Annotated in this window: 22 protein-coding genes and 1 pseudogene; 4 read left to right on the plus strand and 19 right to left on the minus strand. The window is 59.4% G+C overall.

The features are described 5' to 3' along the window. Nucleotides 1–21: 21 nt before the first annotated feature. The 6 genes and pseudogenes from AU074_RS34355 to AU074_RS03530 all read right to left on the minus strand — a co-directional run. Nucleotides 22–114 (minus strand): annotated as a pseudogene (locus tag AU074_RS34355) (outer membrane lipoprotein carrier protein LolA); the annotation flags it as partial. Then, nucleotides 95–1,819, minus strand: a complete 1,725-nt coding sequence (locus AU074_RS03510; RefSeq protein ID WP_076013514.1) for a type I secretion system permease/ATPase — start codon at nt 1,817–1,819, stop codon at nt 95–97. The pseudogene AU074_RS34355 and the gene AU074_RS03510, both read right to left, overlap by 20 nt. Before the next feature lie 104 nt (nt 1,820–1,923). Beyond that, nucleotides 1,924–2,292, minus strand: a complete 369-nt coding sequence (locus AU074_RS03515) for an AprI/Inh family metalloprotease inhibitor (RefSeq protein WP_076013711.1) — start codon at nt 2,290–2,292, stop codon at nt 1,924–1,926. A 74-nt stretch (nt 2,293–2,366) separates the two neighbouring features. Continuing rightward, nucleotides 2,367–3,815 (minus strand): serralysin family metalloprotease, encoded by a 1,449-nt coding sequence (locus AU074_RS03520; RefSeq protein WP_076013515.1) that lies wholly within the window; start codon nt 3,813–3,815, stop codon nt 2,367–2,369. 364 nt (nt 3,816–4,179) lie between these two features. After that, a complete protein-coding gene (locus tag AU074_RS03525) occupies nt 4,180–5,280 on the minus strand; it encodes a P1 family peptidase (RefSeq protein ID WP_076013516.1) in 1,101 nt (366 codons plus the stop codon). Between the two features lie 9 nt (nt 5,281–5,289). Next, a complete protein-coding gene (locus AU074_RS03530) occupies nt 5,290–6,654 on the minus strand; it encodes an APC family permease (RefSeq protein WP_017479714.1) in 1,365 nt (454 codons plus the stop codon). A gap of 197 nt (nt 6,655–6,851) precedes the next feature. On the opposite strand from AU074_RS03530, the gene AU074_RS03535 reads away from it, so the two are divergent. After that, nucleotides 6,852–7,646 carry a helix-turn-helix transcriptional regulator gene (locus tag AU074_RS03535; RefSeq protein WP_076013517.1) on the plus strand — a complete coding sequence of 265 codons (795 nt, stop codon included), beginning with the start codon at nt 6,852–6,854 and terminating at the stop codon, nt 7,644–7,646. Between the two features lie 149 nt (nt 7,647–7,795). Here the strand turns inward: AU074_RS03535 and AU074_RS03540 are convergent, their stop codons facing one another. The 5 genes from AU074_RS03540 to AU074_RS03560 all read right to left on the minus strand — a co-directional run bounded on the left by AU074_RS03540 (nt 7,796) and on the right by AU074_RS03560 (nt 12,125). Beyond that, nucleotides 7,796–8,254, minus strand: coding sequence for a transposase (locus tag AU074_RS03540; RefSeq protein WP_076013518.1), 459 nt, complete (start codon nt 8,252–8,254; stop codon nt 7,796–7,798). Between the two features lie 90 nt (nt 8,255–8,344). Then, nucleotides 8,345–9,424, minus strand: coding sequence for a polyamine ABC transporter substrate-binding protein (locus AU074_RS03545; protein WP_017479712.1), 1,080 nt, complete (start codon nt 9,422–9,424; stop codon nt 8,345–8,347). A 60-nt stretch (nt 9,425–9,484) separates the two neighbouring features. Continuing rightward, nucleotides 9,485–9,826, minus strand: coding sequence for a cupin domain-containing protein (locus tag AU074_RS03550; RefSeq protein WP_076013519.1), 342 nt, complete (start codon nt 9,824–9,826; stop codon nt 9,485–9,487). Nucleotides 9,827–9,853: 27 nt separating this feature from the next. Beyond that, entirely contained in the window at nt 9,854–11,260 is a 1,407-nt protein-coding gene (locus tag AU074_RS03555) for an FAD-binding oxidoreductase (protein WP_076013520.1), read from the minus strand. A gap of 49 nt (nt 11,261–11,309) precedes the next feature. Beyond that, a complete protein-coding gene (locus AU074_RS03560; protein WP_076013521.1) occupies nt 11,310–12,125 on the minus strand; it encodes an AraC family transcriptional regulator in 816 nt (271 codons plus the stop codon). A gap of 260 nt (nt 12,126–12,385) precedes the next feature. Between AU074_RS03560 and AU074_RS03565 the strand changes: the two genes are divergently transcribed. Continuing rightward, on the plus strand, nt 12,386–12,658 hold the full coding sequence (locus tag AU074_RS03565; protein WP_076013522.1) for a DUF1652 domain-containing protein: 273 nt from the start codon (nt 12,386–12,388) through the stop codon (nt 12,656–12,658). Nucleotides 12,659–12,774: 116 nt separating this feature from the next. On the opposite strand, the gene AU074_RS03570 is transcribed toward AU074_RS03565, so the two are convergent. Next, nucleotides 12,775–15,243, minus strand: coding sequence for a UvrD-helicase domain-containing protein (locus AU074_RS03570; protein ID WP_076013523.1), 2,469 nt, complete (start codon nt 15,241–15,243; stop codon nt 12,775–12,777). A 218-nt stretch (nt 15,244–15,461) separates the two neighbouring features. Here AU074_RS03570 and AU074_RS03575 point away from each other — a divergent pair, with 218 nt between their 5' ends. Continuing rightward, nucleotides 15,462–16,157: a pirin family protein gene (locus tag AU074_RS03575; protein ID WP_076013524.1), complete on the plus strand. Its 696-nt coding sequence runs from the start codon at nt 15,462–15,464 to the stop codon at nt 16,155–16,157. Nucleotides 16,158–16,282: 125 nt separating this feature from the next. Here AU074_RS03575 and pgm read toward each other — a convergent pair whose 3' ends face one another. The 4 genes from pgm to AU074_RS03595 all read right to left on the minus strand — a co-directional run bounded on the left by pgm (nt 16,283) and on the right by AU074_RS03595 (nt 22,561). Continuing rightward, a complete protein-coding gene (gene pgm / locus AU074_RS03580) occupies nt 16,283–17,929 on the minus strand; it encodes a phosphoglucomutase (alpha-D-glucose-1,6-bisphosphate-dependent) (protein ID WP_076013525.1) in 1,647 nt (548 codons plus the stop codon). Nucleotides 17,930–18,028: 99 nt separating this feature from the next. Next, nucleotides 18,029–19,438: a PLP-dependent aminotransferase family protein gene (locus AU074_RS03585; RefSeq protein ID WP_076013526.1), complete on the minus strand. Its 1,410-nt coding sequence runs from the start codon at nt 19,436–19,438 to the stop codon at nt 18,029–18,031. A gap of 24 nt (nt 19,439–19,462) precedes the next feature. After that, entirely contained in the window at nt 19,463–20,884 is a 1,422-nt protein-coding gene (locus AU074_RS03590; RefSeq protein WP_076013527.1) for a hypothetical protein, read from the minus strand. Between the two features lie 654 nt (nt 20,885–21,538). Next, nucleotides 21,539–22,561 (minus strand): zinc-dependent alcohol dehydrogenase family protein, encoded by a 1,023-nt coding sequence (locus AU074_RS03595; RefSeq protein WP_076013528.1) that lies wholly within the window; start codon nt 22,559–22,561, stop codon nt 21,539–21,541. 248 nt (nt 22,562–22,809) lie between these two features. Here AU074_RS03595 and AU074_RS03600 point away from each other — a divergent pair, with 248 nt between their 5' ends. Continuing rightward, the gene (locus AU074_RS03600) at nt 22,810–23,724 is read left to right on the plus strand and encodes a LysR family transcriptional regulator (protein ID WP_008433801.1); all 915 of its coding nucleotides are present in this window, start codon (nt 22,810–22,812) and stop codon (nt 23,722–23,724) included. A gap of 301 nt (nt 23,725–24,025) precedes the next feature. On the opposite strand, the gene AU074_RS03605 is transcribed toward AU074_RS03600, so the two are convergent. From AU074_RS03605 to AU074_RS03615, 3 genes are all read right to left on the minus strand, one after another. Continuing rightward, nucleotides 24,026–24,940 (minus strand): LysR family transcriptional regulator, encoded by a 915-nt coding sequence (locus AU074_RS03605; RefSeq protein ID WP_076013529.1) that lies wholly within the window; start codon nt 24,938–24,940, stop codon nt 24,026–24,028. 15 nt (nt 24,941–24,955) lie between these two features. Next, nucleotides 24,956–25,351 (minus strand): DUF1330 domain-containing protein, encoded by a 396-nt coding sequence (locus AU074_RS03610; RefSeq protein WP_076013530.1) that lies wholly within the window; start codon nt 25,349–25,351, stop codon nt 24,956–24,958. A 74-nt stretch (nt 25,352–25,425) separates the two neighbouring features. Continuing rightward, the gene (locus AU074_RS03615; protein WP_256576827.1) at nt 25,426–25,848 is read right to left on the minus strand and encodes a putative quinol monooxygenase; all 423 of its coding nucleotides are present in this window, start codon (nt 25,846–25,848) and stop codon (nt 25,426–25,428) included. Nucleotides 25,849–26,021 lie beyond the last annotated feature (173 nt).

Here is a 26,021-nt window from a genome sequence, read left to right on the forward strand (position 1 = left end):
CCTGATCCTTGCGGCTTGTTAAAAAACTGTAGGAGCGAGCTTGCTCGCGAAAAACCTGAGACCGCCGCGTTCATTCAGGATGCCCGCGTCATCGTTAACGACCTTCGCGAGCAAGCTCGCTCCTACAGTTGGGCTGTTCCCGCTGGCCGGACAGTGCCCTCAGCACGTCCTGGCTCGGACCAAATGCCTGCAACCGGCCTTCGTTCAGCACCAGCAGCTTGTCGGCCTGGGCCAGCGCGGAGGAACGGTGAGTCACCAGCACCACCGTGCTGCCCTGGGCTTTCATCTGCATGATCGCGCTGGCCAGGGCGGCTTCACCCACGGTGTCGAGGTTGGAGTTGGGCTCGTCGAGCACGATCAGGCGCGGCCCGCCGTACAGCGCGCGGGCCAGGGCGACCCGTTGTTTCTGGCCACCGGACAGGCCGCTGCCTTCGTCACCGAGCACGGTGTCGTAGCCGTGGGGCAAGCGCAGGATCAATTCGTGCACGCCCGCTTGTTGGGCGGCCTGCACCACGAGTTGGGGATCGGCTTCGCGAAAGCGTGCGATGTTGTCGGCGATGCTGCCGCTGAACAGTTCGATGTCTTGGGGCAGGTAGCCAATATGCGGGCCGAGGTCGTCGCGGTCCCAGCGATGAATATCGGCCCCGTCCAGACGCACGGTGCCCGCCAGGGTTGGCCACACGCCTACCAGTACGCGGGCCAGGGTCGATTTGCCGGAGCCGGAAGCACCCAGCACGCCGAGCACTTCACCCGCAGTCAGGTTGAAACTGACCTGATGCAAGGTGGGCACACGCCGCCCCGGCGGGCCCGCGCTGACCTGCTCGAAACTCACATTGCCCCTGGGCGCCGGCAAGGCCATCTGCTCGCCCTGGGGCGGAAACTCACGCATCAGGCCGTCCAGGCGCTGATAAGCCAGCTTGGCCGAACTCCATTGCTTCCACACGGCGATCAACTGGTCGATGGGGCTCAACACCCGGCCCATCAGGATCGAACCGGCGATCATCATGCCCGCCGTCATGTCGCCCTTGATCACCAGCAACGCCCCCAGGCCGAGCACCAACGATTGCAGGCACAGGCGCAGGGATTTACTCAGGGAACTGATGATCGAGCCGGTATCGCTGGCCTTGTTCTGCAAGCCCAGAAACTGCGAATGCACCTTGAACCAGCGCTTGCGCAATGCGCCGAGCATGCCCATGGCCTGGATGGTTTCGGCGTTGTGCAGGTGGCTGGTGGCCAACTGGGTGGATTGCTGGGAAAACCCGCTGGCTTCACCCAGGGGCTTTTTGGTCAGGTATTCATTGAGGCACGCCAGGGCAATCAGCAGCACTGCACCGGCGCTGGCCAAGACACCCAGCCAGACGTTGAACAGGAAGATCACAAACAGGTAGATCGGAAACCACGGCGCATCGAAAAACGCGAACAGCGCCGGCCCGGTGATGAATTGGCGGATGTGGGTCAGATCCCCCAGGGATTGCCCGCCATGGCCTTCGCCCCGTTGCAGGTTGCGCTCGAAGGCGGCCTTGTACACCCGCAGGTTGAAGCGGCGCTCCAACTGGCTGCCGATGCGAATCACGATAAAGCTGCGGATCACCTCCAGCACGCCGATAAAGGCGAAGAACCCCACCACCATCAGCGTCAACATCACTAGGGTGGTTTCGTTCTGTGAAGACAGCACGCGGTCGTAGACTTGCAACATATAAATCGACGGCACCAGCATCAATACGTTAATCAATGCCGTGAAGCAGCCAATACTGATCAGAATACTTTTGTAGTCGCCGAGTGCCTTGAACAGTGGTGCAACGGGAGTGGTCTTCGCCATGTTGCCTGATCTTCCCTGAGCCGAATGACGCGCAATAGTTTGCCAGGCGCCCCATTAAGAGGCGGGCAAACATTAAAATCGGGTTATATCGTTATAACGAACTATTAGGGTGCACGTTGTAATATCAATACCGCGCCAGATTTTACGCGGCCTTCATATTCGCCTTCTTTCTGGCGATTCAAATGGGTAATGCCGGTGCCTTCGGCATTCATCAACCAAATACCGTCGGGAGTTGGCGTCCAACTAACAGGGGCTTCACCCAGCCATTGTCCCGCGCACTCCACATCGCCCCCCAGAGCGTTGGCGTGTTCAACCAGATCCAGCGCACACACCTGCTCTTGCTGGTGCAGCGTCCAATGCCCGGCCAACTGCGCGGACGTGGGTAAAACCAGACTGCTTGCCATTGCTGTGGCTCCTGCCGACATAAGCAACGCCTGGAGACACCAGGCAACTGTACTGCGAAATAGCGTCATCACCTTCGCCCGTTCAAAGGGTGGATGCAAGGGCAGAGGGCGGCGCGTGTGCGCCACCCTCCTTTACACCTGAATCAAGCCACGATGTCGCTGACCGCTGCCTGGCCCACGGTGGTGACGAGGAAATCCGCCACGCCGTGACCGGAGAAGTCCACTGCCAATGTGCCCAGGTTGGTACCCGAAGCGTAGGACAGCACCGCGTCGCCGGCGTGACCGGTAAACGCGTTGACGAAGGTCAGGCCTGCACCTTTGGTGATGCCGGTGAGGTCGATCTTGTCCGAACCCGAGGTGAAGTCGAAGATCTTGTCGGCCGCCCCTGGCTTGGAGTCCGAGCTGGCGCCGAACACGAAGGTGTCGTTGCCTGAACCGCCCCACAGCTGGTCTGCACCGCCGCCGCCGAAGAGGATGTCGTTGCCGGCACCGCCTTTGAGGACGTTGGCTGCTGCGTTACCGATCAACAGGTCGTTACCCGAACCGCCGATGGCGTTCTCTACGGTCACGCCCTTGGCGATGGAAACGTTGCCCACCAGGCCACCCACGTCGGAGAACGAGGTCTCATTGAGGTTGATCTTCTGGTTCTGGGTAAAGCCGGAGAAGTCCAGGGTGTCGTTACCGCCACCGTCCCACACCGAGAACACCAGCTTGTCAGCCGATGAAGTGGCGCTGAGGAAATCACGCCCGGTGTTGGAGTTGAAACCGTAGGTGGTGTCGCCGGCGCGGGTGTTGTAGTTGGCGCCGTAGAGCTTCTGGATCGCGGCGATGTCGTCGATCAGCGGGCCGGACGAGTAAGCCTCTACCCCGCCTTTGCTGAAGTTCTGGTTGGTGTTGCTCTCGCTCCAGTAACTCATGACGCTGTAGCCGCGCGTGTCCTGTCCATAGTCCGCGTCTTTGTACGAAGGGTTGCCGGTCCCGGCGTTGTAGTCGCCAGGGTGGTCCAGGCCCAGGGTGTGGCCGATTTCGTGGGTCAGGGTCTGCCGGCCATAGTTGTTCAGGTCCGGCGTTTTGTTCGGCGTGTAGCTGTTGTTGGTCAGGTACCAGGAAGTGCCGTCAAGCCCGCTTTCGTTGTACTTGGCGTTGGTGCCTGGCAGGTAGGCAAAGGCCGCTGCGCCGTCCTGGCCGCCGCTGTAGTTGCCGAAGGTCATGTGGAAGTCACCGCCCGAGGCTTTCTCGGTGAAGGTGACATTGGCCACATCAGCCCAGGATTGCATGGCCAGTACGGCCTGTGCTTTCTGCTGGGTGTTGAACTGGCTGAACCCGGTGATCCCATGTTTGTTCATGGTCGAGTTGGAAGCCGACGTCAGGAAGGTGTAGGTAAGATCGATCTTGCCATTGCCGTCCACGTCGCGGTACGCGGCGTTCTCACGCAGCAGGTGGTCAGCGGCCTGGTCAACGGTGAACGAAGGTTTGCCATTGACCGTGAGGTTGCCGCCGCGGTCGTATTGATGGCTAAAGCTATCGATTTGCGTATAAGCGGTACTTGCTTGAGCCGCCGATACAATAGCTTTGTCTTTTACTTTTGACATAAACGTACTTCCTTGTTTGCAAGTGGAACAGTTTTTGTCCGACCGGACCCACTCTGGCGAGTAAGTTCGATCACTCGCCCCTTTTGAAGGCGAAAGAAAACTGACACAACCTGAAATCATTCGTCCAGCGGTTTTTATCCAAGGAAAAAGTTGGGCTGACGAACAAAACCTGCAAACATTGGCAAATAGCGCCTTATAAAATTCCAGCTATTTAAATATTAAATACTCCTAAAGACATTTAATGAGGAATGGATCCAAAGTATTGCTTGAGGTGCACTAAGAAAGTGTCACCGTGTCATTGTTAGTATTGAATGGCCACTACTTAAGTGCTTGTCCCGTATTACCGGGACAAGACTTAGTTTATTTATTGCGCGCGCCAGCCTGTTTGACGCAATGCTTGCAGGAGTGTTTGCGAATCCAGCCCCGGCACTCGCACACCGTCGTCGGTGAGCATATCTTCCCCGGCCACTATCGCATTAATGATCGCTTCCTCGACCGCCTCCGCCGCCGCGCTGAACAAGGGCGAAATATGGTCGTTATTGACCATGTGCAGCGACGTGCTAAGGGGCAAGCCCTTGCGCCCGTAGTCGGCCACCGGCAAATCCTGATTGCCGGTGGCAAACGCGAGGAACAGGTCCCCGCTGGAGTCCTCGGTACCGCCGCCCGTGCGCGCAATGCCGATGGACGCCCGTTGGGCCAGGCGCTGGCACTGATGGGGCAACAATGGCGCATCGGTGGCGATGATCACCACGATGGAGCCCATGCCGGGCGTACCGCGGTCAGCAAACGGTGACGGGATTTCCATCAGTTGCCGACCTACGGGGTAGCCGTCCACCCGCAATTCCTGCCGCTTGCCATGGTTGGCCTGCACCAGCACACCGACGGTCCAGCCACCCTGCTCCGCCGACAAGCGCCGCGAGGCCGTGCCAATCCCGCCCTTGAACTCATGGCAGATCATTCCGGTGCCGCCGCCCACGGCGCCCTCCGCCACGGGGCCGGATTCGGCGTTGGCCAACGCCTCGCGCACATGCTCCGGGCCGACATGCTGGCCCCAGATGTCGTTGAGTAACCCGTCGTAGGTCTCCATCACCACCGGCATGCACCAGTACACCGCCGGGTCTGCCAGGCTTTCGCGCTCCAGGGCGATCAGGGTGTCGCGTACCACGCCGATGCTGTGAGTGTTGGTGATCGCCAGTGGCGTGGTCAGCAGGCCCGATTCACTGATCCACTCAAGCCCCGTGGCGTCGCCATTGCCGTTGAGTACGTGGTAGCCGGCAAAACACGGCTGATACCGCGCGGCACCGGCCCGGGGCTGGATCGCCGTGACGCCGGTCCGTACCTGTTTGCCATTGATGCGGGTCTTGATCGTGCTGTGGCCGACCCGAACCCCTGGAACGTCGGTGATGGCATTCAACTCACCGGGCGTGCCCAGCCCCAACGTGATGCCCAATTGACGTGCGCGCATAACCACTCCTTACAATTTCTGAAACGCCGGACTCAACCGGCCACTGATGCAATACAGGATCACCGACAGTGCCAACAGGCCGATGATAATCATGATGTCCCGAACCGAAGCGGCCATCGCCAGGGTTACCAACAGGTAGCCGGCCCCGAGTACCGCCAGCAATGCCGGCACTGGCCACAACGGCATGCGATACGGATGCTCGCGGTCACGCAGCAACACCCGGCTCATCAACGCGCTCAACGCCACGATCAGGTACACCAGCATGATCAGCAGCACGCTGAAGGACGTCAGGTCCGCCAGGTTCGAGCTGAAGCTGAGCAACGCCGAAGGGATTGCCAGGAACAGCGTAGCCAACCACGGTGAATCCCAGCGCGGATGAATCCGGGTGAAGAGTTTATTGATGGTTGGCGTCCACAGCGCGTCGCGGCCGCTGCTGAACACTACCCGACCAATCTGAATAACGATGGCGACAATCGCATTGAACACTGACAGGAAAATCCCGGCACTCACCAACCGTGACAGGGTTTCATTGCCGTGGCTGGTCAGCAGGTAGCCGATCGGGTCGGGGCTGCTGATCATCGCGCTGAGGGATGGCGCACCGATCAACAACGCGGTGATCGGCACCAGTTCGATAACCACCACCAGGCCCAGGGACCACAACACCGCCTTGTGCACGCCCTTGCCGCCGCACTTCATGTCTTCCGCCAGCAACACTGCAGGGCCATAGCCATTGAAGGAGAACAGGCCAATGCCCACTGCGCCGATCACCAGCGCCCAGGGCGCCAGGTGCAGCACGCCGTTTTCGACGATTTGCGGTTGCAGCAGCACGCTGACCGGCTGCACCGGGTTGCCGAAGCCGATAAACACGATCACCAGCAACGCCGCCACTTCCAACAGCAGGCAGGTGCCGGTGATCCAGGCATTCAGCTTGATATTCAGAATGCCCAGGGCGTAGCTGCACACCACGATGACCAGGGCCACGGTTTGCGAGTCGAATTTTGTGCCGAGGGCGTTATTCAGGTAAGTCGCCGCCCCGGTGGCCAGCACCGGCGGGATAAACAGCAACATCACCAATACCGTGAGGAACGTCGCATAACCGGCCATGCCGCCGAACACCCGCTTGGCGTACACGTACTCACCGCCAGCACTGTTGTGGGCGCGGCCGAGTTCGGCGTAGCAAAAGGCGAACATCAGCGCGAGCAACGCGGCCATCACAAAGGCCAGGAACACCCCGCTGCCGGCCTGCTGGATGGCAAAGGGCGCAATCACGAACACTGAACTGGCTGGGGTCACCGCCGAGACGGTGATGGCCACCACGTCGAACACACTCAAGGTGGGTTTCAGCACGCCGTCGGGCGTGGAAGGAGCACTCATATCGTTATCCTCTTGATTGTTCTTGGTTTGAGGCAGAAACGAAAAGGTGGAGCGGCGCGGGGTATGTTCCCCGCTGACTGACGGCAAACTTAAACGCTGCGGGTAAGGCGGCCAATTCCCCTATTGGAGTACTCCCCTTGACGGCAACCGGCAAAAGTCGAACCCTTGCGGCCTGAATCCTTTGCGTGGAGCTGCACATGAGCCTGTTCAGTGAAGTCGGCATGCACGCAGGCCTGGGCCGCACCGTCGCACAAATCGGCACCGGGCGTTTCTGGAAACAACTGGTGCTGTTGTTGCACCAATGCGTGCCCTTCGACAATGCCCTGGCGATCTTCTACCCCGCCGACGGCCCGCCCCAGGCGCTGGAGGAGTACGACGCGCAACCGAGTAGCAAGCCAGCGTCGATGCTGGTTTACCTCAATGGCTTGTACTTGCTGGACCCGTTTTTCCAGGCCTGCCGAGAAGGCTATGCCAGTGGCGTGTACCGCCTTGAAGAAGTGGCGCCGGATCATTTTCGCCAGAGTGAGTACTTCCTCAACTACTTCCACGACAACGTGCTGGAAGACGAGGTGCAGTTCATCCTGCAATTACCGGGTACGGGGACGTTGTCGCTGTCGTTGGGGATGCAGCGGTTGTTTACCGGCGAGGAAACCGGGTTGATGACCACGCTGGCGGCCTGGGTGTTGCCGTTGATGCAGCAGCATTGGCAGCAGAGCACACAGCGGGTGGCCGCGCCTGCCGAGATGGCCAGCCAGATCCGGGATGCGCTGAGTCATTTTGGCTGTGGGGTGTTGTCGGAGCGGGAGTTGGAAATTGCGCGGTTGGTGTTGCGTGGGTTTTCGTCAAAAGCCATGGCTGAACGGCTGAATATCTCGCCGGATACGGTCAAGGTTCATCGTCGGCACCTGTATGCCAAGCTTGATATCTCGTCGCAACCGGAGTTGTTTTCGTTGTTTATCCAGTCGTTGGGGCATGACTTGGAGAATCCTTAATTCCGCGGTGTGGCTACGCAGCCTCGCTGGGGCTCGACAGCTGCTACGGAGGTGAGATCGCGGCGTAGCCACCAAACATCCCAAAGCGAATCACGCCCCCACCTCACGGCGTAGCAGCTGTCGAGCCCCAGCGAGGCTGCGTGAGGCCCTCAAAGCCACCAAACATCCCAAAGCGGATAATCATGCACGCGCCTCACCAACCCCGCGCGAATCGGATTACACACCACGTAACGGGCGAAATCCTTCAAATCCTCCTCACGCCGAACACCCCTATCGTGATACCCCTTCTGCCAAAGCCGGCCCCTGCGCCCAAGCGTACGATTGACCGTCAAACTGCTGCGGGATTTTATCCGGCACATCAACTCGGCCAACGACTTGTCACGCAGTTGAACCAGCCAGTGAAGATGATCCGGCATCACCACAAACGCGAGTGAGTTCGCCCATTGATCTTCATGGGCCTGCCGAAATTCCCTTACGAGCAACCGCCCGAGCCGCCAATCACTGAAGATCGGCAAACGCCGGTCGACCACAGCGGTCAACAGGTACACCCCGCCAACCTCTGAGGCCCTTCCAATCCGCAATCGTCCAGACTTGTTTGATACAGGCATTCCTTGCCTCCAAATCAACATTAGGAGGCGAGGAATTTAGAAGGAGCAGGGCCTGAAAGCAGTCATTGATGAGCCACCAAATATTACCCATCAACGCCCGGTACGAATGGTGTTCCACACCCGCGTACGAATCCGGTCGATGTTCAGCGGCATCGCTTCCAGGGCAAACAACTTGCCCATCATTTCCGGGCTTGGGTACACCTTGGTGTCGCTCTTGATCGCCGGGTCCACCAGACTATCGGCCGCAGAGTTGCCGTTGGCGTAGTGCACGTAGTTGGTGATGCTGGCCATGACTTCCGGGCGCAGCAGGTAGTTCATGAACGCATAGCCGGCTTTTTCATCCGGGGCATCAGCGGGCATGGCGACCATGTCGAACCAGATGGCGGCGCCTTCCTTGGGAATGTTGTAGCCGATGTTCACACCGTTCTTGGCTTCCTTGGCACGGCTTTCGGCCTGGAGGATGTCGCCGGAGAAGCCGACGGCCACGCAGATGTCGCCGTTGGCCAGGTCGGCGGTGTATTTCGATGAGTGGAAGTACGCCACATACGGCCGTACTTTCATCAGCAGGTCCTCGGCCTTTTTGTAGTCTTCCGCCTTCTTGCTGTGGTGCGGCAGGCCCAGGTAGTTGAGCGCCGCTGGCAGCAGCTCCGGGCCGTTGTCGAGGATCGCCACGCCGCATTTCTGCAGTTTCTGCATGTTCTCGGGCTTGAAGATCAGGTCCCAGGAATCCACCGGGGCGTTGTCGCCGAGTACCGCCTTGACCTTGTCGATGTTGTAGCCGATGCCGGTGCTGCCCCACAGGTACGGGAAACCGTGGGCGTTGCCCGGGTCGTTGTTTTCCAGGGCCTTGAGCAGCACCGGGTTGAGGTTCTTCCAGTTGGGCAACTGGCTCTTGTCGAGCTTCTTCAACGCCCCGCCCTGGATCTGCCGGGCCATGAAGTGGTTGGAGGGGAACACCACGTCGTAGCCGGATTTGCCGGTCATCAACTTGCCGTCGAGGGTTTCGTTGCTGTCGTACACGTCGTAGGTGAAGCCGATCCCGGTTTCTTTCTGGAAATTCTTGGTGGTGTCGGGGGCGATATAGTCCGACCAGTTGTAGATCTTCACCGTCTCGGCGGCTTGGCTGAGGGTGGCGACAAATACCAGCGGCAACAGGGCAATGGGTCTCATGGTTCGATTTCCTGGCGGTTTTAGGGCTGTTTTTATGGCAGGCGATCAAAGATCAAAGAATCAGAGGATCAGTACATAGGTCTTGCGCACGGTTTCCTGGATATCCCAGATACCCGTGCTGTTGGCCGGCAACATCAGTGCGTCGCCGGCTTCTATGTGGAGCATTTCTCCGTTGTCGGGGGTGAAGGTGCAGCGTCCCTGGATAAAGTGGCAAAACTCCTGGGCTTTGATCTGCCGGCGCCAGCGCCCGGGCGTGCATTCCCAGATGCCGGTTTCGACGCCGTCGCTACGCTCCACGCTCAAGGTCGAGGCCACCGCCACCGGTGTGCCCAGTGGCGCGGCAACGGGGGAAGAGTCCGGTAAATGGGCGCTGAGTGTGTCTTTGAACTGGGTAATGCTCATGTTCATACCTGTGGTGATTGAAACGACTTAGTGCATGAAACCTTCCATGAACCCGGCAACCCCGCTGGCCAGCTTGCGGCGCCACGGCGCGGTGTTAGGGTTCGCCAGCACCTGGTCTTCGTGGACGAAGCTGCGAATGATCGCGTTGTAGCCCAGCCAGCGGCAGGGTTCCGGTTCCCAGGCCTTGAGCCCGTCCAGCCGGCCCGGCTGAATGACCCATGGCTGCGTGACCAGCGGCGTGTCGAGCCCCAGGATCAAGTCGGCCAAGGTACGCCCGCCGAGGTTGCTGGCCCCTACTCCCTCGCCGCCATAACCACCGGCCAGGGCGATGCCCGCCGCGTGATCGCACAGCATGTGCGGCTTGAAGCGCCGGGACATGCCGAGGTTGCCGCCCCAGGCGTGGGTGATCCGGACTTTCTTGAGTTGCGGGAACAGTTCACCGAACAGGTAGCGACGCAGTTCGACTTCGCTGTGGGTGAGGTCGAAGTTGTGCCGCAGCTTGCCGGCAAACTGATAACCACCACGGGCGCCGAACACCAGGCGATTGTCCACCGAGCGCTGGCCGTAGGTGACCTGTCGACTGCTTTCGCCGAATGCCTGGCCACGGTTCAGGCCGATTTCGTCCCAGGTGCTGGCGGGCAACGGTTCGGTGGCGACAATCAGGCTTTGTACCGGCAACTGATAGCGGCCCAAAGGCGCCAATGTGGTGGCATACCCTTCCACCGCCGGCACCACCCATGACGCGCGTACTGAAGCTTTAGCCGTGCGCAGGCTGCCGGACTGCCAATGGGTGACGGGGCTGTTTTCATAGATCGTGACGCCCATCTGCTCCACCACCCGCGCCAGGCCACGCACCAGCTTGGCCGGGTGAATCGTGGCAACGTGAGGTGCATAGATGCCGCCATAAGGCTTGGCAATGCGGATTTGCTCGGCCAACTGCTGCGGGCCGAGCCAACGGTAGTCGTCGTCGGTCAGGCCCTGAGCGTGGAGTTTGGCCAGGTAGGCCCGCAGGCTGGTTTCCTGCTCGGGATAACGCGCGGCGCAGTACAGCACGCCACCCTTGCGGTAGTCACAGTCGATGCCTTCGCGCTCGATCACCTGGGCCACTTCATCGGGAATGGCGTGCAGCAGGTCGAACGAGGCCCGGCGCTGCTCCGGGGACAAGCCGGCCAGCAGCCGGTCTTCCCCCAGCAGGTTACCCATCAGCCAGCCGCCGTTACGGCCCGAGGCGCCGAACCCGGCGGTTTGCGCCTCGATGATGGCGATTTTCAGCTCGGGCGCCTGGCGCTTCAGGTAGTACGCAGTCCACAGCCCGGTGTAGCCGGCGCCGATAATGGCCACGTTGACGTCCAGGTCGTGCTCCAGGGACGCACGCGCCACCAGCGGCTCGTCCAGCTGGTCCATCCATAAACTGATATTGCGCCATGCAGGCATGCCAAGCTCCACCACCACACTTCGATGGCGGTGATCCTAGAGCCTGGCCTCAGGGGCTGTCTTGCGCGCGTGCACGCAGGGAAATTTGTTTGACGTAGGCCTTGGGCGACTGGCCGGTGTGCTGGCGGAAGCAGCTGTAGAAGGCCGACGTCGAATTGAAGCCCGCGGCAAACGCCAGTTCGTCTATGCGGATCGGCGGCGTGGCCTTGTCCAGTGCGGCCAGCAAATGCTGGAGCCGCGCCTGGTTGACGTAGCGGTAAAAGCTTTGGCCCAGCACCTGGTTCAGCAGGTAGGAGATCTGGTTGCGGCTGTACCCGCACTCCTTCGCCACCCGTTGCAGATCCAGTTCGGGGTCCAGATAGGGTTGCTGGCGCTCGAAGTACTGCTGCAGGTCCTTGGCCATGTAACTCAGTTGCTGGGGCGACAGGCCCAGGCGGCTGACGGTTGGGCGCGTGGTCTCGCTGCGGCTGGCAGATTGCTCGTGCACCAGCGAGGCGTATTCGTTGACCCGCCAGATCAGGCCGTCACGCACGGTGATGGCTTCGCTGGTGCGAAACGACACCAGGCCCTGGCCGCCGCGCAAGGTAATGCGGTACTGGATGAACGCGGTGTCGCCGTCGGCGCGGATGCGGTCGGTGTGCTCGATGGCCTCGTCGGCGCCACGGGGCATGCTGGCTTGCAGATACTCGCGCAGATCGTCTGCGCCTACTACGCGGTTCTGGAAGAAATCGTGGTACTGGATGTCCGGGTGGTAGTACGACATCACGCCGTCCAGGTCCCGGTGTTTCCAGCATAGATGGTGACGCAGCACCAAGTCTCCGGTGGCCTGGGTTTGCTGGGAGTCATCCGGGATGAAGTCGGGCATGGAGCGCTCTAAGGCTGGGGCAGCCTGCGAGCTTGCCCAACTTTCCGGGTGGGTTCAATGGCCATTTGACAGTTATGCCTAATGGCCTTTCGCCCATTTCCACGTAGTACATGACCTACGTCAAACTTCCTGAAAACAACCGCCGAACGGAGCGAAAAAACTCCCATGCAGGATGCGAACGAATGCTATTTTTAAAGCTCACGACGGCCAGGACCAGTGACGGTCATGGCGCCCCTGCAGCGAGCTAAAGGAAGTGCTCAATGAACAAGGTGGGCAAGATGAACAAAGTGACATTCCCCAACGCCTGCCAGCTGATGCGCTGGCATTTTCATCCACTGGGCTTTGAGGCGAGCATGGATGCTCCCGGCAGCATGATCGCCCGCCTGTTCGACCGCGCCAGCGGAGAAACCCTGATTGCGATTGCCGGCATCCCTTGTGCCACGGTGATGAATGCCGCTGATGTGGAGCGGATCATCGAGGCCGTAGAGGATGAGCTGGAGTCGTTTGTGCCGCCGCTGTCGCTGCGGGCTTGATCTGGTGTGGCGAGGGAGCTTGCTCCCGCTGGGCTGCGTAGCAGCCCCAAAATTCTAGGAGCGCTGCGCACTCCAGCGGGAGCAAGCTCCCTCGCCACAGGATTCAACGTCACCCCTTATGATTTGCTGATGCGCTGATCATCAAAAAACGGCTTGTCCCCGGCAACCCGATCCGAGGCCTTCGGCACATTCACCCCTTGGCCATCCTGCGCGTCGACATACCAGTAGCAATGACTCACTGCCCGGGTAATCCCCACATAGGCCAGGCGCAGTACTTCGTCTTTTTGCGCGCTGTCGTAAGCGTCGGTATCGCCATCCTTGCCCAGGCCCGCCATGCGGTAGACCTGGTTCTTGTACGGCGAACTGGTCAAGTGCTGGCAGTCGCCCAACAGGAATACCGCATCCGCTTGCAGGCCCTTGGCGCTGTGATAAGTCAGTTGCTTCAGACGGCGATCGTCATACGGCAAGCTAGAATCCAGATTAACTACAGCCTGAATATGCTCTTGCATCAATGACTTATCGCTACTTTTTCGATACAGCATTAATACCGAATCACCTTTTTGATAGTGCGCCAGCAGTTGCTGGCCCAGCGCCGCATCGTCACGATCACGCACGCTGACCGGCACCAGTTCCTTCGCGGTTCCACTGGCCTTGGCTTTCTTGCCGCTGATGGCCGGAGCAGCACGCACGATGTGCTCGGCAGCATCGATCACGTGCTGATGGCTACGGTAGTTCTCGCCCAGCATCACCCGCGTGGTGGTGGGTGACGGGAATTCCTTGTTGAACTCCATGAAGTACTTTGGCGAACTGCCCCGCCAGCCATAGATCGACTGCCAGTCATCCCCCACGCACAACAGCGAAGAACGCTGGGCGCCACGACCTACGTGCATGGCCGGGCCACGACTGCGAATTTCCCGCAGGCTGGCACGGATCCACGAGACGATCTGCGGCGACACGTCCTGAAACTCGTCGATCATCAGGTGCGACATCGGCCGCAGCAGGCCGTCGCTCAGGAGCTTGAGGTTTTCCGGGGTGTTTTCGCCAAACAGCGAGAACATCCGGTTGTAGGTCATGACCGGTGGCGACTGATCCAGCAAGTGATCTTCGAGGGCTTTCCAGAAAATGCTCAGCGCCTCGAAGTAAAAACGGTCTGGATCGTCCTTGGCAAAGCTCATCTTGCCCACGGCGGTGGGCACATCCAGCCCCAGGTTCTCGATAAACCCGGCGGCGGCGACAAAGCTGTCCAGCAGTGGCGCCGAAGCCAGCTCGCCCTTGACCTTGTAATCGAAGCCCGGGCCCGCTGTTGCATCGCCGGCCAAGCTGCTCAGAAGACGCCTGGATGACTCGTAGTTATCCAGCCATATCAGTGGCTTACGGCAGAAAGCTTGAAACAGGGTGCGCTTTACCGCCCACTCTGCACGCACGGACAGCTTGGCGCCGGGACGACTGGTTTGGGCATTTTCCCGAGGGTCGAAGCCCAGCACTACCCAGGCATCCAGCTCGGCAATGTAGCCATGGCAGTGAAACTGCGCACCGTTGATATCGAAGGTCTGGCGATTGGGCTCGATGCCCTTGATCGGCCAGGCGCCGGCGCGAAACCACAGGTCTTCGATCACATCACAGAGTTCTTCATCGCGCTTGGCGGCCAGCTCGGTAACGGCCACGCGTTTCTGCACGTCAGGGTGATCCCGCTCCAGCTCCTTGAGTTGCAGGGCGTGGCGCGCCAACGGGGCAATCAGTTCGCGGAAGCGTTCGTGACGACCATGCAACTGGTGGTAGCAGGCATTCAGTTGCTGGCGCTGGACGTCGTTGATGCGCAATTCAAAGGGGTTGCTGTCGGCTTCATCAAAACCCGCTTCGGTGCGCGCGTTGAGGTTCTCAAACGCTTGCAGCCGCTCCAGGCCCGGCAGGCTGCGGACCATCGGCAGAATGCGCGAGTGAAAGGTGCGCACCACGGCTTGGGCTTCTTTCATACCAAGGGGTTGACCCCACAAGGCGAGAATTTCCATGAGCTTGTTGATGAAGTCCTTGCGCGATTCGCGGGTGAAGGTCACCACCGTCATCGAGCTCAGCTCAAAGCCCAGGTAATGGGTCAGCAGCAGGATACGCAGCACCAGCGAGGTGGATTTACCGGCGCCGGCGCCGGCAATTACCGAGGTGGACGGCGTGTCGCTGAAGATCATCTTCCACTGGGCCGTGCTCGGCTGGGCATGGGCTGGCAGCAGGCGCGCGACGTCGGCCTTGATACGTTTTTTCAGCTCGGCGGTCAGCGGCAGGCGCCAATCGTCGAACAAGCTGTCGTCGACACCCGGCGCGGTGTGTTCATCCGGCCGGAAGTCACGGATCAGCAAGACCTGGCGGCCTTCTTCGATACCCTCTGCCTTGCCTTCCTTATAGCCATACTCCAAGCCGGCCGTGTGGCCACTTCGAAAGCCATCGGCCTGGCCATGCAACCAGGAAAACCGGTGCTGGGCACGCAAGCGCGTCAGGCCATGTCCGAATAATCGGGCGGCGAGCCGTTTCAACAGGGGCATTTCGGCCAGTGGCCGCAGTTCGGGAGGCAGATCGGGGGTGTGTTGCGGCACGCGGACTCCTGCGAGGCTTTAACTCGGACTAGAGCGCTATGTTCGCCGCAAATGCCCCTCAGTTCCAGCCAATTGCTTTGGGCTCATGCAGTTAGGCGATGAGGTGAAGATACGTCTTGAGCATCGGCATCGAAGCATTCGATAGGAATCCTGCATTTTTTACGCTTTTTATCGAATGGGTGCTGCTGGATCATGGCTCCCATCCACAGGAGACGATCATGCTTGAACTTCGACCTTTCAACACCCTGGGCGGCGCCAATCACGGTTGGCTGGACGCTCACCACCACTTTTCCTTCGCCGAATACCACGACCCCAAGCGCATGCACTGGGGCAACCTGCGGGTATGGAACGATGATCTCATTGCACCGGGCACCGGCTTCCCGCAACACGCGCACCGGGACATGGAAATCATCACCTATGTGCGTGAAGGCGCCATCAGCCATGCCGACAACCTGGGCAATAAGGGCCGTACCGAGGCCGGCGACGTACAGGTGATGAGCGCCGGCACCGGGATTGCCCACAGCGAATACAACCTGGAAGCCACGCCGACCAAGATTTTCCAGATATGGATTATTCCCAATGAGGCGGGGTTGCCGCCGTCATGGGGCGCCAAGCCGTTTCCGAAGGGTGACCGCGAAGGTTTTGTGACCCTGGCCAGTGGCAAGGCTGGCGACAGCGAAAGCCTGCGCATTCGTGCGGATGCACGCCTGGTGGCAGCCAACTTGAAAGCCGGTGAAAGCGCGGAGTATCGCCTGGACAGCGGACGCCGGGCGTACCTGGTGCCGGCGACCGGAGTGATTGAAGTCAACGGCTTGCGTGCACAAGCTCGAGACGGTGTTGCGGTTGAGGATGAGCAGGTATTGCGGGTGACGGCGGTCGAGGACAGCGAGATCGTGTTGGTCGACCTCGCCTGACGCTAAACACCCCTGTAGGAGCGAGCTTGCTCGCGAAAAACTAAAGAGCGCCGCGTGTTTTCAGAAAGCCCGCGTCATCGTTAAAGTCCTTCGCGAGCAAGCTCGCTCCTACAGTTGTTACAGCTCTAGTTAGCCGAGATCGCCCCGTCCACCAACACCTGCGCCTCTTCCACCAGTTGCTTGAGGTGATCCTCGCCAATAAAGCTCTCGGCATAGATCTTGTAGATGTCCTCAGTACCCGATGGCCGTGCGGCAAACCAGCCGTTTTCAGTCATCACTTTCAGCCCGCCAATCGCCTGGTCGTTACCCGGCGCGTGGCTGAGGATCTGCTGGATGCTTTCCCCCGCCAACTGCGTGGACGTCACCTGGTCCGGCGACAGCTTGCCCAGCAAGGCTTTCTGCACGGGGGTGGCCTTGGCGTCCACACGAATGGCGAACGGTTCGCCCAACGCGTCAGTCAGCCCACGGTAGATCTGGCTCGGGTCCTGGCCTTTGCGGGAAGTCATCTCTGCGGCCAGCAGCGCCGGGATCAAGCCATCCTTGTCGGTGCTCCACACGCTGCCGTCCTTACGCAGGAACGAAGCCCCAGCGCTTTCTTCACCGCCAAAACCGAGGGAGCCGTCGAACAGGCCGTCGGCAAACCACTTGAAGCCCACCGGCACTTCGTACAGGCGACGGCCAATGCGATTGGCCACGCGATCAATCAGGCCGCTGCTGACCACGGTCTTGCCCACGGCAGCATCAGCACGCCACTCAGGGCGATTCTGGAACAGGTAATCGATAGACACCGCGAGGTAGTTGTTCGGCGCGAGCAAGCCACCGGATGGCGTCACGATGCCGTGGCGGTCGTGGTCCGGGTCGCAGGCGAAGGCCACGTCGTAACGGTCCTTGAGGCCGATCAAGCCTTGCATGGCGTAGCTGGAGGACGGGTCCATGCGGATCTGGCCGTCCCAGTCGACGCTCATGAAGCGGAAGGTGGAATCGACTTCGGTGTTCACCACGTCCAGGTTCAGGCGATGGTGCTCGGCAATGGCCGACCAGTAGCGCACCCCTGCTCCGCCCAGCGGATCGACGCCCAGTCGCAGGCCTGAACTGCGGATCGCATCAAAGTTGATGACGTTGACCAAGTCGGCCACGTAGGTGTTGAGGTAGTCGTGACGATGGGTCGTGTCGGCCTTCAAGGCCTGGGCGTGGGTGATGCGCTTGACCCCGGACAGTTTATTGGCCAGCAATTCATTGGCCTTGGCTTCGATCCACTTGGTGATGTGAGTGTCGGCCGGGCCGCCATTCGGCGGGTTGTACTTGTAGCCGCCGCTTTGCGGCGGGTTGTGGGACGGCGTGATCACGATGCCGTCGGCCAGGCCGCTGGTGCGGCCACGGTTGTAGCAAATAATGGCGTGGGAAATCGCCGGTGTCGGGGTGTACTCGTCGCCCTCGGCCAACATCACCTGTACGCCATTGGCGGCCAACACTTCCAGGGCGCTGGCGCCGGCTGGGGTGGACAGCGCGTGGGTGTCCAGGCCGACAAATAACGGGCCGTTGATGCCTTGGGCTTCACGGTAAAGGCAAATAGCCTGGCTGATGGCAAGCACGTGCCATTCGTTGAAGCTCAAGTCGAACGAGCTGCCGCGATGCCCGGAGGTTCCAAAGGCGACGCGCTGGGTGGAGATCGCTGCATCAGGCTGGCCGGTGTAATAGGCCGTTACCAGTCGCGGGATGTCTACCAGCAGTTGAGCTGGTGCCGGCTTGCCCGCAAAAGGACTGAGAGTCATGCATAAACCTCTGAAAGAGAAGGATTCGGAAAAAAGTGCAGTTTACTGAGAGTTGGACTGCTCCGCGACGTTATAAATCCTACAACAATCAGGGAAATTTCATTCGGCGCTGGTCTGTGTCTGCCTCAGCGCCTGAGCCAGCTCACCCAGGGCGTTCTCCAGGTTATGCGCCCCGTCGAAGGTATGGCTCAGCCGCAAATGCTGGCGGTGCAGGCCACTGACGCTGAACAACTCACCCGGCGCGATCACCACCTGCCGGCCGAGCAGGCGCTGGAACACCTGGCGCATGTCCACCGCCGCCGTTGAGCGCAACCAGAAGGTGGCGCCAGCGGCAGGCATTTGGTAGCTCACTTGATCCCCCAGATGCTCGTCCAGGCGCAGGCTCATCAGCCGGGCCTGCTCTTTGAGTTGCGGGCGTAACTCCCGCAGATGCTGGTCGATCCGCCCGCTCAGGTAGAGCCGCGCAATCGCCCGCTGGCGGATAGAGGACAACCGGAACTCGCGGAGCAGGAACAGGCGTTGCAGCTCGCCGCTCAAGTGCCGGGACAGCAAATAACCAAACGGCGCTTCAGGCCCGAGCACTTTCTCGAAGGTGGAAAACACCATCAGCCGCTCGGGGTTCGCCAGGTCCCGCAAGGCAGTGGTTGGCTGCTCGAAGCCCAGTTCGCCATGGCTGTCATTTTCTAACAACCAACAGCCATGCTGGTTCAGCAACCGTACCAAGTGCAGGCGGTCATGAGTGGACAGGACGATGCCTGACGGCTGGCTGATGCCCGAGGAGAGCAACGCCAGTTGAACCGGTTCATTGCTGAGCAATTGCTCGAGCAACCCTTGATCCAGGCCGCCGTCCGCCGTGAACGGTAGTTCCAGGACCTTCACGCCTGCGCCCTGCAACAACCGCAGAATCAACCAGTCACAGGGTGATTCCACAATAACGGCAGCGCCCTTGAGCCCCAGCACCTCAATCAGGATTTCCAGCACTCCGCGCAGATCGGCGCCGATGTACACCTCATCCGCCTGCCAGCAGCGGGTTGGAGACGAGGTGTAGCGTGCCGCGAGTGCCGCGCGCAATTCCCAGACGCCGCACGGCTGCGACCATGGCTGCAAATGGCGCGGGTAGTGACGCAACAGTTCGCGCTCCAGCAACAACAACGCACCGTCCAGAGACGCCCCCAGTGCCGGTTCATCGGCGCTGAGCACCAGCATGCCGGGGCGTCGTGCACTGGCATAGAGGCGCTCCAGCAGGTCACCACTGCTACTGGGCGGCTTATTCAACACCGGCCAGGCGTAATAGCCCGACTTGGCCACCGAATAGACCCGCCCTTCCTTCTCCAGCAACGAGTAAGCGTATTGGATGGTCGAGATCGACACATTCAGGCGCTGAGACAATTGCCGCAATGACGGCAATTTTACCCGGGCGTCGGTGCCGACCTCACTGATGAGGTTGATCATGTAGCGATAAACCGCCTGGTAAGCGAAGTCGGTTTGGCTGTCGTCCTTGAGGTTCATCGCTGTTTACCCGTCGTCACCCCCTCAACGCCCTGCCAGTTGGCAGGTTGCCAGGGCGGGCGCTTCTTGCTGCGGCCCTGCGGCCACACACGCAGCCGCTATGGCAGGCCGCTTGCGATACAGATGTTGCAACAGGTCGATCGGCAATCCGCTGATGTCGATCGCCCATTGCATGAGCATCTCGGCCACCGGCTTGCCTTGCAGCGCCTTGTGCAGCTCGGGCAGTGCCACCAACATGCCGGGGTGGCACTGGCGCAAAAAGCTTTCGAGGCGCTCGCCATGACGGATGAACGGCGAAAACATCAGGCAGTTCAGTTGGTTTTCATCCAGCCCGAACAGCGCCTGGGCGTAGTCGGCCGACAAGGCGCGGCCATCCTGGCTGCCGGCCTGGGCTATCAGCTGCTCGGGAATCTGCTTGCGCCGCATAAACAACGTGGCCTGCTGCACAAAGCCCAAGGCGCCCTCTTCATAGCTCAGTTCCCGCAGGCACTCTGCCTGCAAGCCGCGCAGATGGGCCATCAGCAATGGGTTCGCGTAGGCTGGATGACTGAAGTGAAAGCCAAACTCTTCCGGCTGATAAGCCAGGAACTGCCGCAACAACGGGCCGGACGGGTATTCGACGGCTTCCATCAGGTCCGCAATGCCGATGTAGGCCAGGGGACGGTCGGTGTCCTTGTCGGACGCATCGACGGCGACATAGTGCTCGCCGTAGACATCGGAGTAATAAGCGCTGCTCCACTCGTCCATGCGCGCGAACAATCCGCTGAGCACCATAGGCTGCCGCGCCGGAACCGCTGCACCCGCCGCCAGCGCAGCCTTTTTCAACCACGCCAGGTACTCGCGTTGCTTGCGTGGGGAATCACCGCTGACCATCGCGTGCACGCCGCCATCCCACGTGCTCACACGCTGATAGAAGTCGCCAAGTGCCAGGTAGGCGTCGTTGCACAGGGTTTGGCGCAGGTCTCCCGAGGTCAGGTGCCCCACCATCAGCATGTTGCGCCGACTGGTATCGCGCGCCGTGGCGGAGGCCGGCCGCAGGTGGTTGAACGGCAACACTTCCTGGTTTTCCACCATCAGCAGTTCCACACGCGGGTCGTCATGCACAAACAGCGCGCTGTAGCCGCGATGCAATGTATCCAGCGCCGTTTGCGTCATGCCTGCGTGGCGCAGTGTGGCGACGCGTAATTGAAAGGTGCGAGGCGCCCGGCCCGCGAGTGTCAGCTGCGCCGCACGCAGCAAGGTCAAGGCGTAGCTGCTGCCAGCGCCAGCGCCGTGAGCGACCAGCACCCTGTATTCACCGATCCGTTCCATGCCGCCTGCCGCCACCACGATTCGTTGAATCAATAATTGAAGCGAGGTGCGTTCTGTTCGAGAAAAATGTCCAACCAAGCGTTGTAATACTTGTTGATAGACATAGTTCATGGCTTGTTCGTGAATAGCGCTCATAGTTCTACTACCTGAGTTGAAATATCAGTGTCGGGCAACCGTTAACTAACGGTGTTTGCTTGACTGTTGTTTCTGTAGGGGCGTTGCAACATGTGACATTCAATGGAGATTAGCACCGCACCCTGCCTGCCAATGGGCGCTTCGGGGCTTCCAGTCCCGGAAACGCGGCACGCTTCGAGTCGGCGGTGCTAACACCGGCGGTCTTAGGATTGTTCTGACAACTTCCTACACCGTCTTAACTTACAAACTAAAGAAGCATCTGACGCAACCAACTTAAATAATGGTTTTTCGCCTGAGCGGGCATACAGCGCTTTATTGGATTTAATGAACGCATGGGGTGACTTCAGATATTCAATCATTGCTCAATCCTTGAGATGAAAGTGAGGGAGCAATTATCAGCGCTTGAATCCTGATTAACAGATACAGAACCGGGCCTGAAACCAGTTCAGATGAGCGCAGGCATCGGGTATCGACCCCCCAGACACGACAACGCCGCACTGGGATTCAGGGCGGCTTGAGGGGCAGCAAGGTGATTTATCGGGCTAAAACGCTGAAGTCCCGATTAAAACGGTGGGCAGGTTAAATCCTGTCAAATGGCGCATTTGCCCCATGCGCCCGGGGGAAGGAATACTCGCTTGAGAATATTCCCACAGATCAAACAGCTTCTACCTGCAAGGCGACGCGCTCACGGCACGGACATTCGTCCATATAACGGTGCGCTTCAACGAACTGGCTGAACGGAAACACCGTGGTCTTCAGCGGTACCAGCACCTTGTCGGCGGTCAGTTGGTTGATGTCACGCAAGGCTCGCTGCAAGGCCACCTGGTCCTGGATGATGCCCAGTTCCGGTTTGCCGGTGAAGTTGCCGATGCAGTGCACAAAGAACTGAATGTTCTTCTGGAACGCCGCGCAGGCCGGAAATGGCGTCTGGTTGCCACCTTGCAGGCCGTACAGCACCAGGCTGCCACGGGGCGCCAACACATCGCCCAGCAGCGACATCTGCGGGCCACCCAAACCATCGAACACCACGTCAACGCCGCGGTTGTCGGTGAACTTGTTGATTTGCATCAGCAGGTCCTGCTCTTCGGTGACGATGACCTTTTCTGCCCCGAGGGACAGCAGGTATTCGCGCTCATCACTGGTCTTGGTGGCGGCAATCACCCGCACACCGAGGGCTTTACCCAGTTGCACAAACGATGGGCCGGCACAGTGGCTGGCGTCCGTCACCAGGGCAAACTGCCCGGGTTTGACCCGCGCCAAGTCCATGTACGCAAAGTACGCAATCAGCAGCGGCGTGTAGTGCACGCTGGCTTCAATCGGGCTCAAGACGTCCGGGTAACGGGTCAAGGCCGAACGGGGCAGGACGATTTGTTCGCCATACACCGGGTAATCATTCGGGCTCTCGGCCGGGAAGCTGGCGACCTTGTCACCCACCGCCAGGTCGTCGACACCCTCGCCTACGGCCACAACCACACCGGCCATTTCATGGCCCAGGCCTGATGGCAGACGGGCATGGGACGACGCCAGGTTCTGGCGCCACAGAATGTCGTACCAACTGATGCCAATCGCTTCGACGCGCACCTGCACTTCGCCCGATGCGGGCTTAGCGGCTGCATGCTCTTCGCATTTGAGCACCTCGGCCGGACCAAACTTGTGAAAACGGATCGTGCGGGACATCGCAAACCTCGTCAAAGTAACCTCTATTGCCATGAACTCTATCTGGGCTTTCGGAGCAAGGCCACCGGTCGCCATTAATAGTCGACATGCCTGTCATTGATTCCGCACATACGGAAAACGCACCAAGCCATGTAGGAAAACTGAATTAGCCGGTGCAGAGTACCAGCCTTTCCCCGTAAGATTCATGCCGGTCATTGTTCTTATATGACCGCTCCCGTCAAGTTTACTGACGCCGCCTGGGACACAAGATGAACCGTAACGACCTGCGTCGTGTCGACCTCAACCTGTTGATCGTATTCGAAACCTTGATGCATGAGCGCAGTGTGACCCGCGCTGCCGAGAAATTGTTCCTTGGCCAACCGGCCATCAGCGCGGCGTTGTCACGCCTGCGCGGCCTGTTCGACGACCCGTTGTTCGTGCGTACCGGGCGCAGCATGGAGCCTTCGGCCCGTGCGGTCGAAATCTTCGCCCTGCTCTCCCCGGCCCTGGACTCGATTTCCACGGCCGTCAGCCGCGCATCGGAGTTCGACCCGGCCACCAGCACCGCCGTATTCCGCATCGGCCTGTCGGACGACGTCGAATTCGCCCTGCTGCCACTGCTGCTCAAGCGCCTGCGGGCCGAAGCCCCCGGCATCGTGCTGGTGGTGCGCCGCGTCAACTACATCCTGATGCCCGGCCTGCTGGCCTCCGGGGAAATCTCCATCGGCGTGAGCTACACCACCGATTTGCCGGCCAACGCCAAGCGCAAGGTCCTGCGCCGCAGCAAGCCGATGCTGCTGCGGGCCGACAGCATGCCGGGTTCCATGAGCCTGGATGACTTCTGCGCCCGGCCCCATGCCCTGGTGTCGTTTGCCGGGGATTTGAGCGGGTTTCTGGATGAAGAGCTGGAGAAGCTTGGCCGCAAGCGCCATGTGGTACTGGCTGTGCCGCAGTTCAATGGACTGGGGACGTTGCTGGCGGGTACCGATATTGTCGCGACCGTGCCGGACTATGCGGCTGAGGCGTTGACTTCAGCGGGTGGCTTGCGGGCGGAAGAGCCGCCGTTGCCAGTGCGTACGTTTGAATTGCACATGGCGTGGCGTGGGTCTCAGGACAATGATCCGGGGGAACGGTGGTTGCGGTCGCGGATTCAGATGTTTTTTGGCGACCCTGAGAGTCTTTAGGCGTCGTCTGGCAGGCTGTTCATCTGATCATTTCTGCCTTTCCACAAACCATGGAGCTCCATTCACTTCCAGTGGATTGCTACATTGGGGGCACATCTGAGGGCATGCTTTGGATGGTTTGAAAAGGATGCCCCCAGCCTGAGGACGAGTGGACTATTGATGAGGAGAACTCCGAGCGGGCCGGACTTGGAAATCTTTAAAATGGTACAAACGCGCCCCTCGGCACATAGCTTTGAACTTGCATCGAGAGATGAGTCACCTCCGCTTTAACGGCAAAGTGATGCTTGACCATAAACGGTATTTAATCTTCACCAGCTTCGACTCTCCGGGGATAGCGTAGCGCTTCCACTAAAAGGCTGAACGCAGGTGAAGATTGAAGGCGACTGGGGTAATACAGGTGAAACCCGGCGAACGGCGGGCACCAATCCTGCAACACTCGAATCAAGTCACCACTGTCGATGTGCTGTTGAACAAGTGTTTCTGGTAAATATCCCAACCCTGCCCCGCTCCGGCAAGCATCGAGCGTTTGATAAACTCCATTGACGACGAGTTGTCCACTTACCTGCATATTCTTGGTGATACCTTCTTTTTCGAACTCCCAAGCGTAGATTCCGCCATGGGTGGGGAATCGCATGTTGATGCAGTTGTGGCTGCCTAGCTCGTGGAGTTCTCTAGGCGGCACATGCAACCTAAAGTAGTCTGGCGTTGCTACGACGGCCATCCGCATGTCAGGGGCAATTTTTGTCGCGATCATCCCCTCCCCCACAGTGTCACCGTATCGCACACCTGCGTCGTAACGTTCCGCTACGATGTCGACCAGTCGATAGTCACAGTTGACCTCCACGTTGATGTCCGGGTATTTCGCCAAAAAGCTTTCCAGCACTGGCCATAACACAGTGTGAAAGCTGAAATCTGCTGCGCTGATCCGTATCGTACCGGCGGGTTTATCTCGAAGGCCCAGCAGTGTCTGAAAATTGGCTTCCATTGCCTCGAAGTGCGGGCTCATGCTGTCGTAAAGCGCCTGCCCGGCATCAGTCAATGTGACGCTTCGCGTGGTGCGGGTCAAAAGCCTGAGGCCTAACCTTTCCTCGAATGCCTTGATGGTATGACTCATCGCAGATTGAGAGACACGAAGCTGTGAAGCCGCTTTCGTAAAACTTCTTTCCCGCGCTACTGCAATGAAGACCAGCAGATCGTTCGCATTCTCGCGCAGCATTTGTCGACTCCCTGACTATTGCGCCGATACGCCCTCAATCAAATAGACGTCTGTCTTGGCTGAACGCTGGCGGACTTTTCTCAGTTCGGTGTACTCCGCAGAGTTGTACCAAGCCTGAGCTTTTTCGACACTCGCAAACTCAATGACAACACTTCGACGCTTAGGCGCTTCACCTTCAAGCGAAATGGTCTTGCCACCACGCACAATGAAATGCCCTCCATAGGGTTTGAAAGTTGCCTCTACCTTTGCACTGTAAGGCTTCATTCCTTCGGGATCAGTGACCTCAAACTCGGCGACATAGTAGGCCGGGGGCGTTGCCGAAGGAGCCTCGGATGCAATTACCCGGCAGCTGCCTGCCCCGAAAAACGCCAGACCCATCATCGCAAACGCCAACACCTTCACATTTTTCATCACTTTCCTCCATTGAAAAACCAATCTGTTCAGCACGCATACCTGGCAATGACTAGCCCTCACAGAAAATCGTGTCATCGACCACGCTGAGTGCTGAGTTGAACCGGTTCGGTTTCGGTTAATACTCTGGACAGGATCATCGACTGCGTCGTTTTCACGTACTTTCGAAAATGCGCAGACGCAATATGGCTTCGATACGCCGCCTCATCCGCATAGATTTCGAAGAAGTGCAGCCGATTCGGATGATCTTTTTCTGCAACCGAATAGATCGCTATTACACCCGGCTCAAGGCGGACGGAATCGGCCATTTCCTCTTTGACCGCAGCTTGATAGGCCGCCAGTTGCGCCGGATCAATCACAAGCTGCGCAATACGCACGACTTGCTCTGCTGGTGGCACAGCAAACACTGCCCCCACCCAGAAACAGCCCATGACAACAGTGGCCAGCAGAGCTGATATCCGCATACTTAGTTCTCTCAGGGTTATTGGCGAAGTCATGCTACAGCCCACATTCGATGAGCACTCATGAGTAAATCAGATAACTGTTATGAGTGCATGCAACCTCGCTAGCGAGCTTGTCCAACTTGGGAGGGTGATCCCTGCCCACACGGGGTAATTCCTTAGATTGCTGAACACCGCTCATGGATTCATTCTGAAAACGCCAGTTATCA

Origin of the sequence: Pseudomonas sp. ATCC PTA-122608, from assembly GCF_001952855.1 — a bacterium.
Lineage (GTDB): Bacteria > Pseudomonadota > Gammaproteobacteria > Pseudomonadales > Pseudomonadaceae > Aquipseudomonas.

Excerpts from the sequence above, each read along its gene's own strand:
- AU074_RS03550 (WP_076013519.1), bottom strand. The coding sequence starts at position 9,826 with ATGAGCATTACCCAGTTCAAAGACACACTCAGCGCCCATTTACCGGAC.
- AU074_RS03530 (WP_017479714.1), bottom strand. The coding sequence starts at position 6,654 with ATGAGTGCTCCTTCCACGCCCGACGGCGTGCTGAAACCCACCTTGAGT.
- AU074_RS03565 (WP_076013522.1), top strand. The coding sequence starts at position 12,386 with ATGAACAAGGTGGGCAAGATGAACAAAGTGACATTCCCCAACGCCTGC.
- AU074_RS03525 (WP_076013516.1), bottom strand. The coding sequence starts at position 5,280 with ATGCGCGCACGTCAATTGGGCATCACGTTGGGGCTGGGCACGCCCGGT.
- AU074_RS03585 (WP_076013526.1), bottom strand. The coding sequence starts at position 19,438 with ATGAACCTCAAGGACGACAGCCAAACCGACTTCGCTTACCAGGCGGTT.
- AU074_RS03615 (WP_256576827.1), bottom strand. The coding sequence starts at position 25,848 with ATGACTTCGCCAATAACCCTGAGAGAACTAAGTATGCGGATATCAGCT.
- AU074_RS03595 (WP_076013528.1), bottom strand. The coding sequence starts at position 22,561 with ATGTCCCGCACGATCCGTTTTCACAAGTTTGGTCCGGCCGAGGTGCTC.
- AU074_RS03545 (WP_017479712.1), bottom strand. The coding sequence starts at position 9,424 with ATGAGACCCATTGCCCTGTTGCCGCTGGTATTTGTCGCCACCCTCAGC.
- AU074_RS03600 (WP_008433801.1), top strand. The coding sequence starts at position 22,810 with ATGAACCGTAACGACCTGCGTCGTGTCGACCTCAACCTGTTGATCGTA.
- AU074_RS03520 (WP_076013515.1), bottom strand. The coding sequence starts at position 3,815 with ATGTCAAAAGTAAAAGACAAAGCTATTGTATCGGCGGCTCAAGCAAGT.
- AU074_RS03510 (WP_076013514.1), bottom strand. The coding sequence starts at position 1,819 with ATGGCGAAGACCACTCCCGTTGCACCACTGTTCAAGGCACTCGGCGAC.
- AU074_RS03540 (WP_076013518.1), bottom strand. The coding sequence starts at position 8,254 with ATGCCTGTATCAAACAAGTCTGGACGATTGCGGATTGGAAGGGCCTCA.
- AU074_RS03575 (WP_076013524.1), top strand. The coding sequence starts at position 15,462 with ATGCTTGAACTTCGACCTTTCAACACCCTGGGCGGCGCCAATCACGGT.
- AU074_RS03605 (WP_076013529.1), bottom strand. The coding sequence starts at position 24,940 with ATGCTGCGCGAGAATGCGAACGATCTGCTGGTCTTCATTGCAGTAGCG.
- AU074_RS03610 (WP_076013530.1), bottom strand. The coding sequence starts at position 25,351 with ATGAAAAATGTGAAGGTGTTGGCGTTTGCGATGATGGGTCTGGCGTTT.
- AU074_RS03590 (WP_076013527.1), bottom strand. The coding sequence starts at position 20,884 with ATGAGCGCTATTCACGAACAAGCCATGAACTATGTCTATCAACAAGTA.
- AU074_RS03555 (WP_076013520.1), bottom strand. The coding sequence starts at position 11,260 with ATGCCTGCATGGCGCAATATCAGTTTATGGATGGACCAGCTGGACGAG.
- AU074_RS03515 (WP_076013711.1), bottom strand. The coding sequence starts at position 2,292 with ATGACGCTATTTCGCAGTACAGTTGCCTGGTGTCTCCAGGCGTTGCTT.
- AU074_RS03535 (WP_076013517.1), top strand. The coding sequence starts at position 6,852 with ATGAGCCTGTTCAGTGAAGTCGGCATGCACGCAGGCCTGGGCCGCACC.
- pgm (WP_076013525.1), bottom strand. The coding sequence starts at position 17,929 with ATGACTCTCAGTCCTTTTGCGGGCAAGCCGGCACCAGCTCAACTGCTG.
- AU074_RS03560 (WP_076013521.1), bottom strand. The coding sequence starts at position 12,125 with ATGCCCGACTTCATCCCGGATGACTCCCAGCAAACCCAGGCCACCGGA.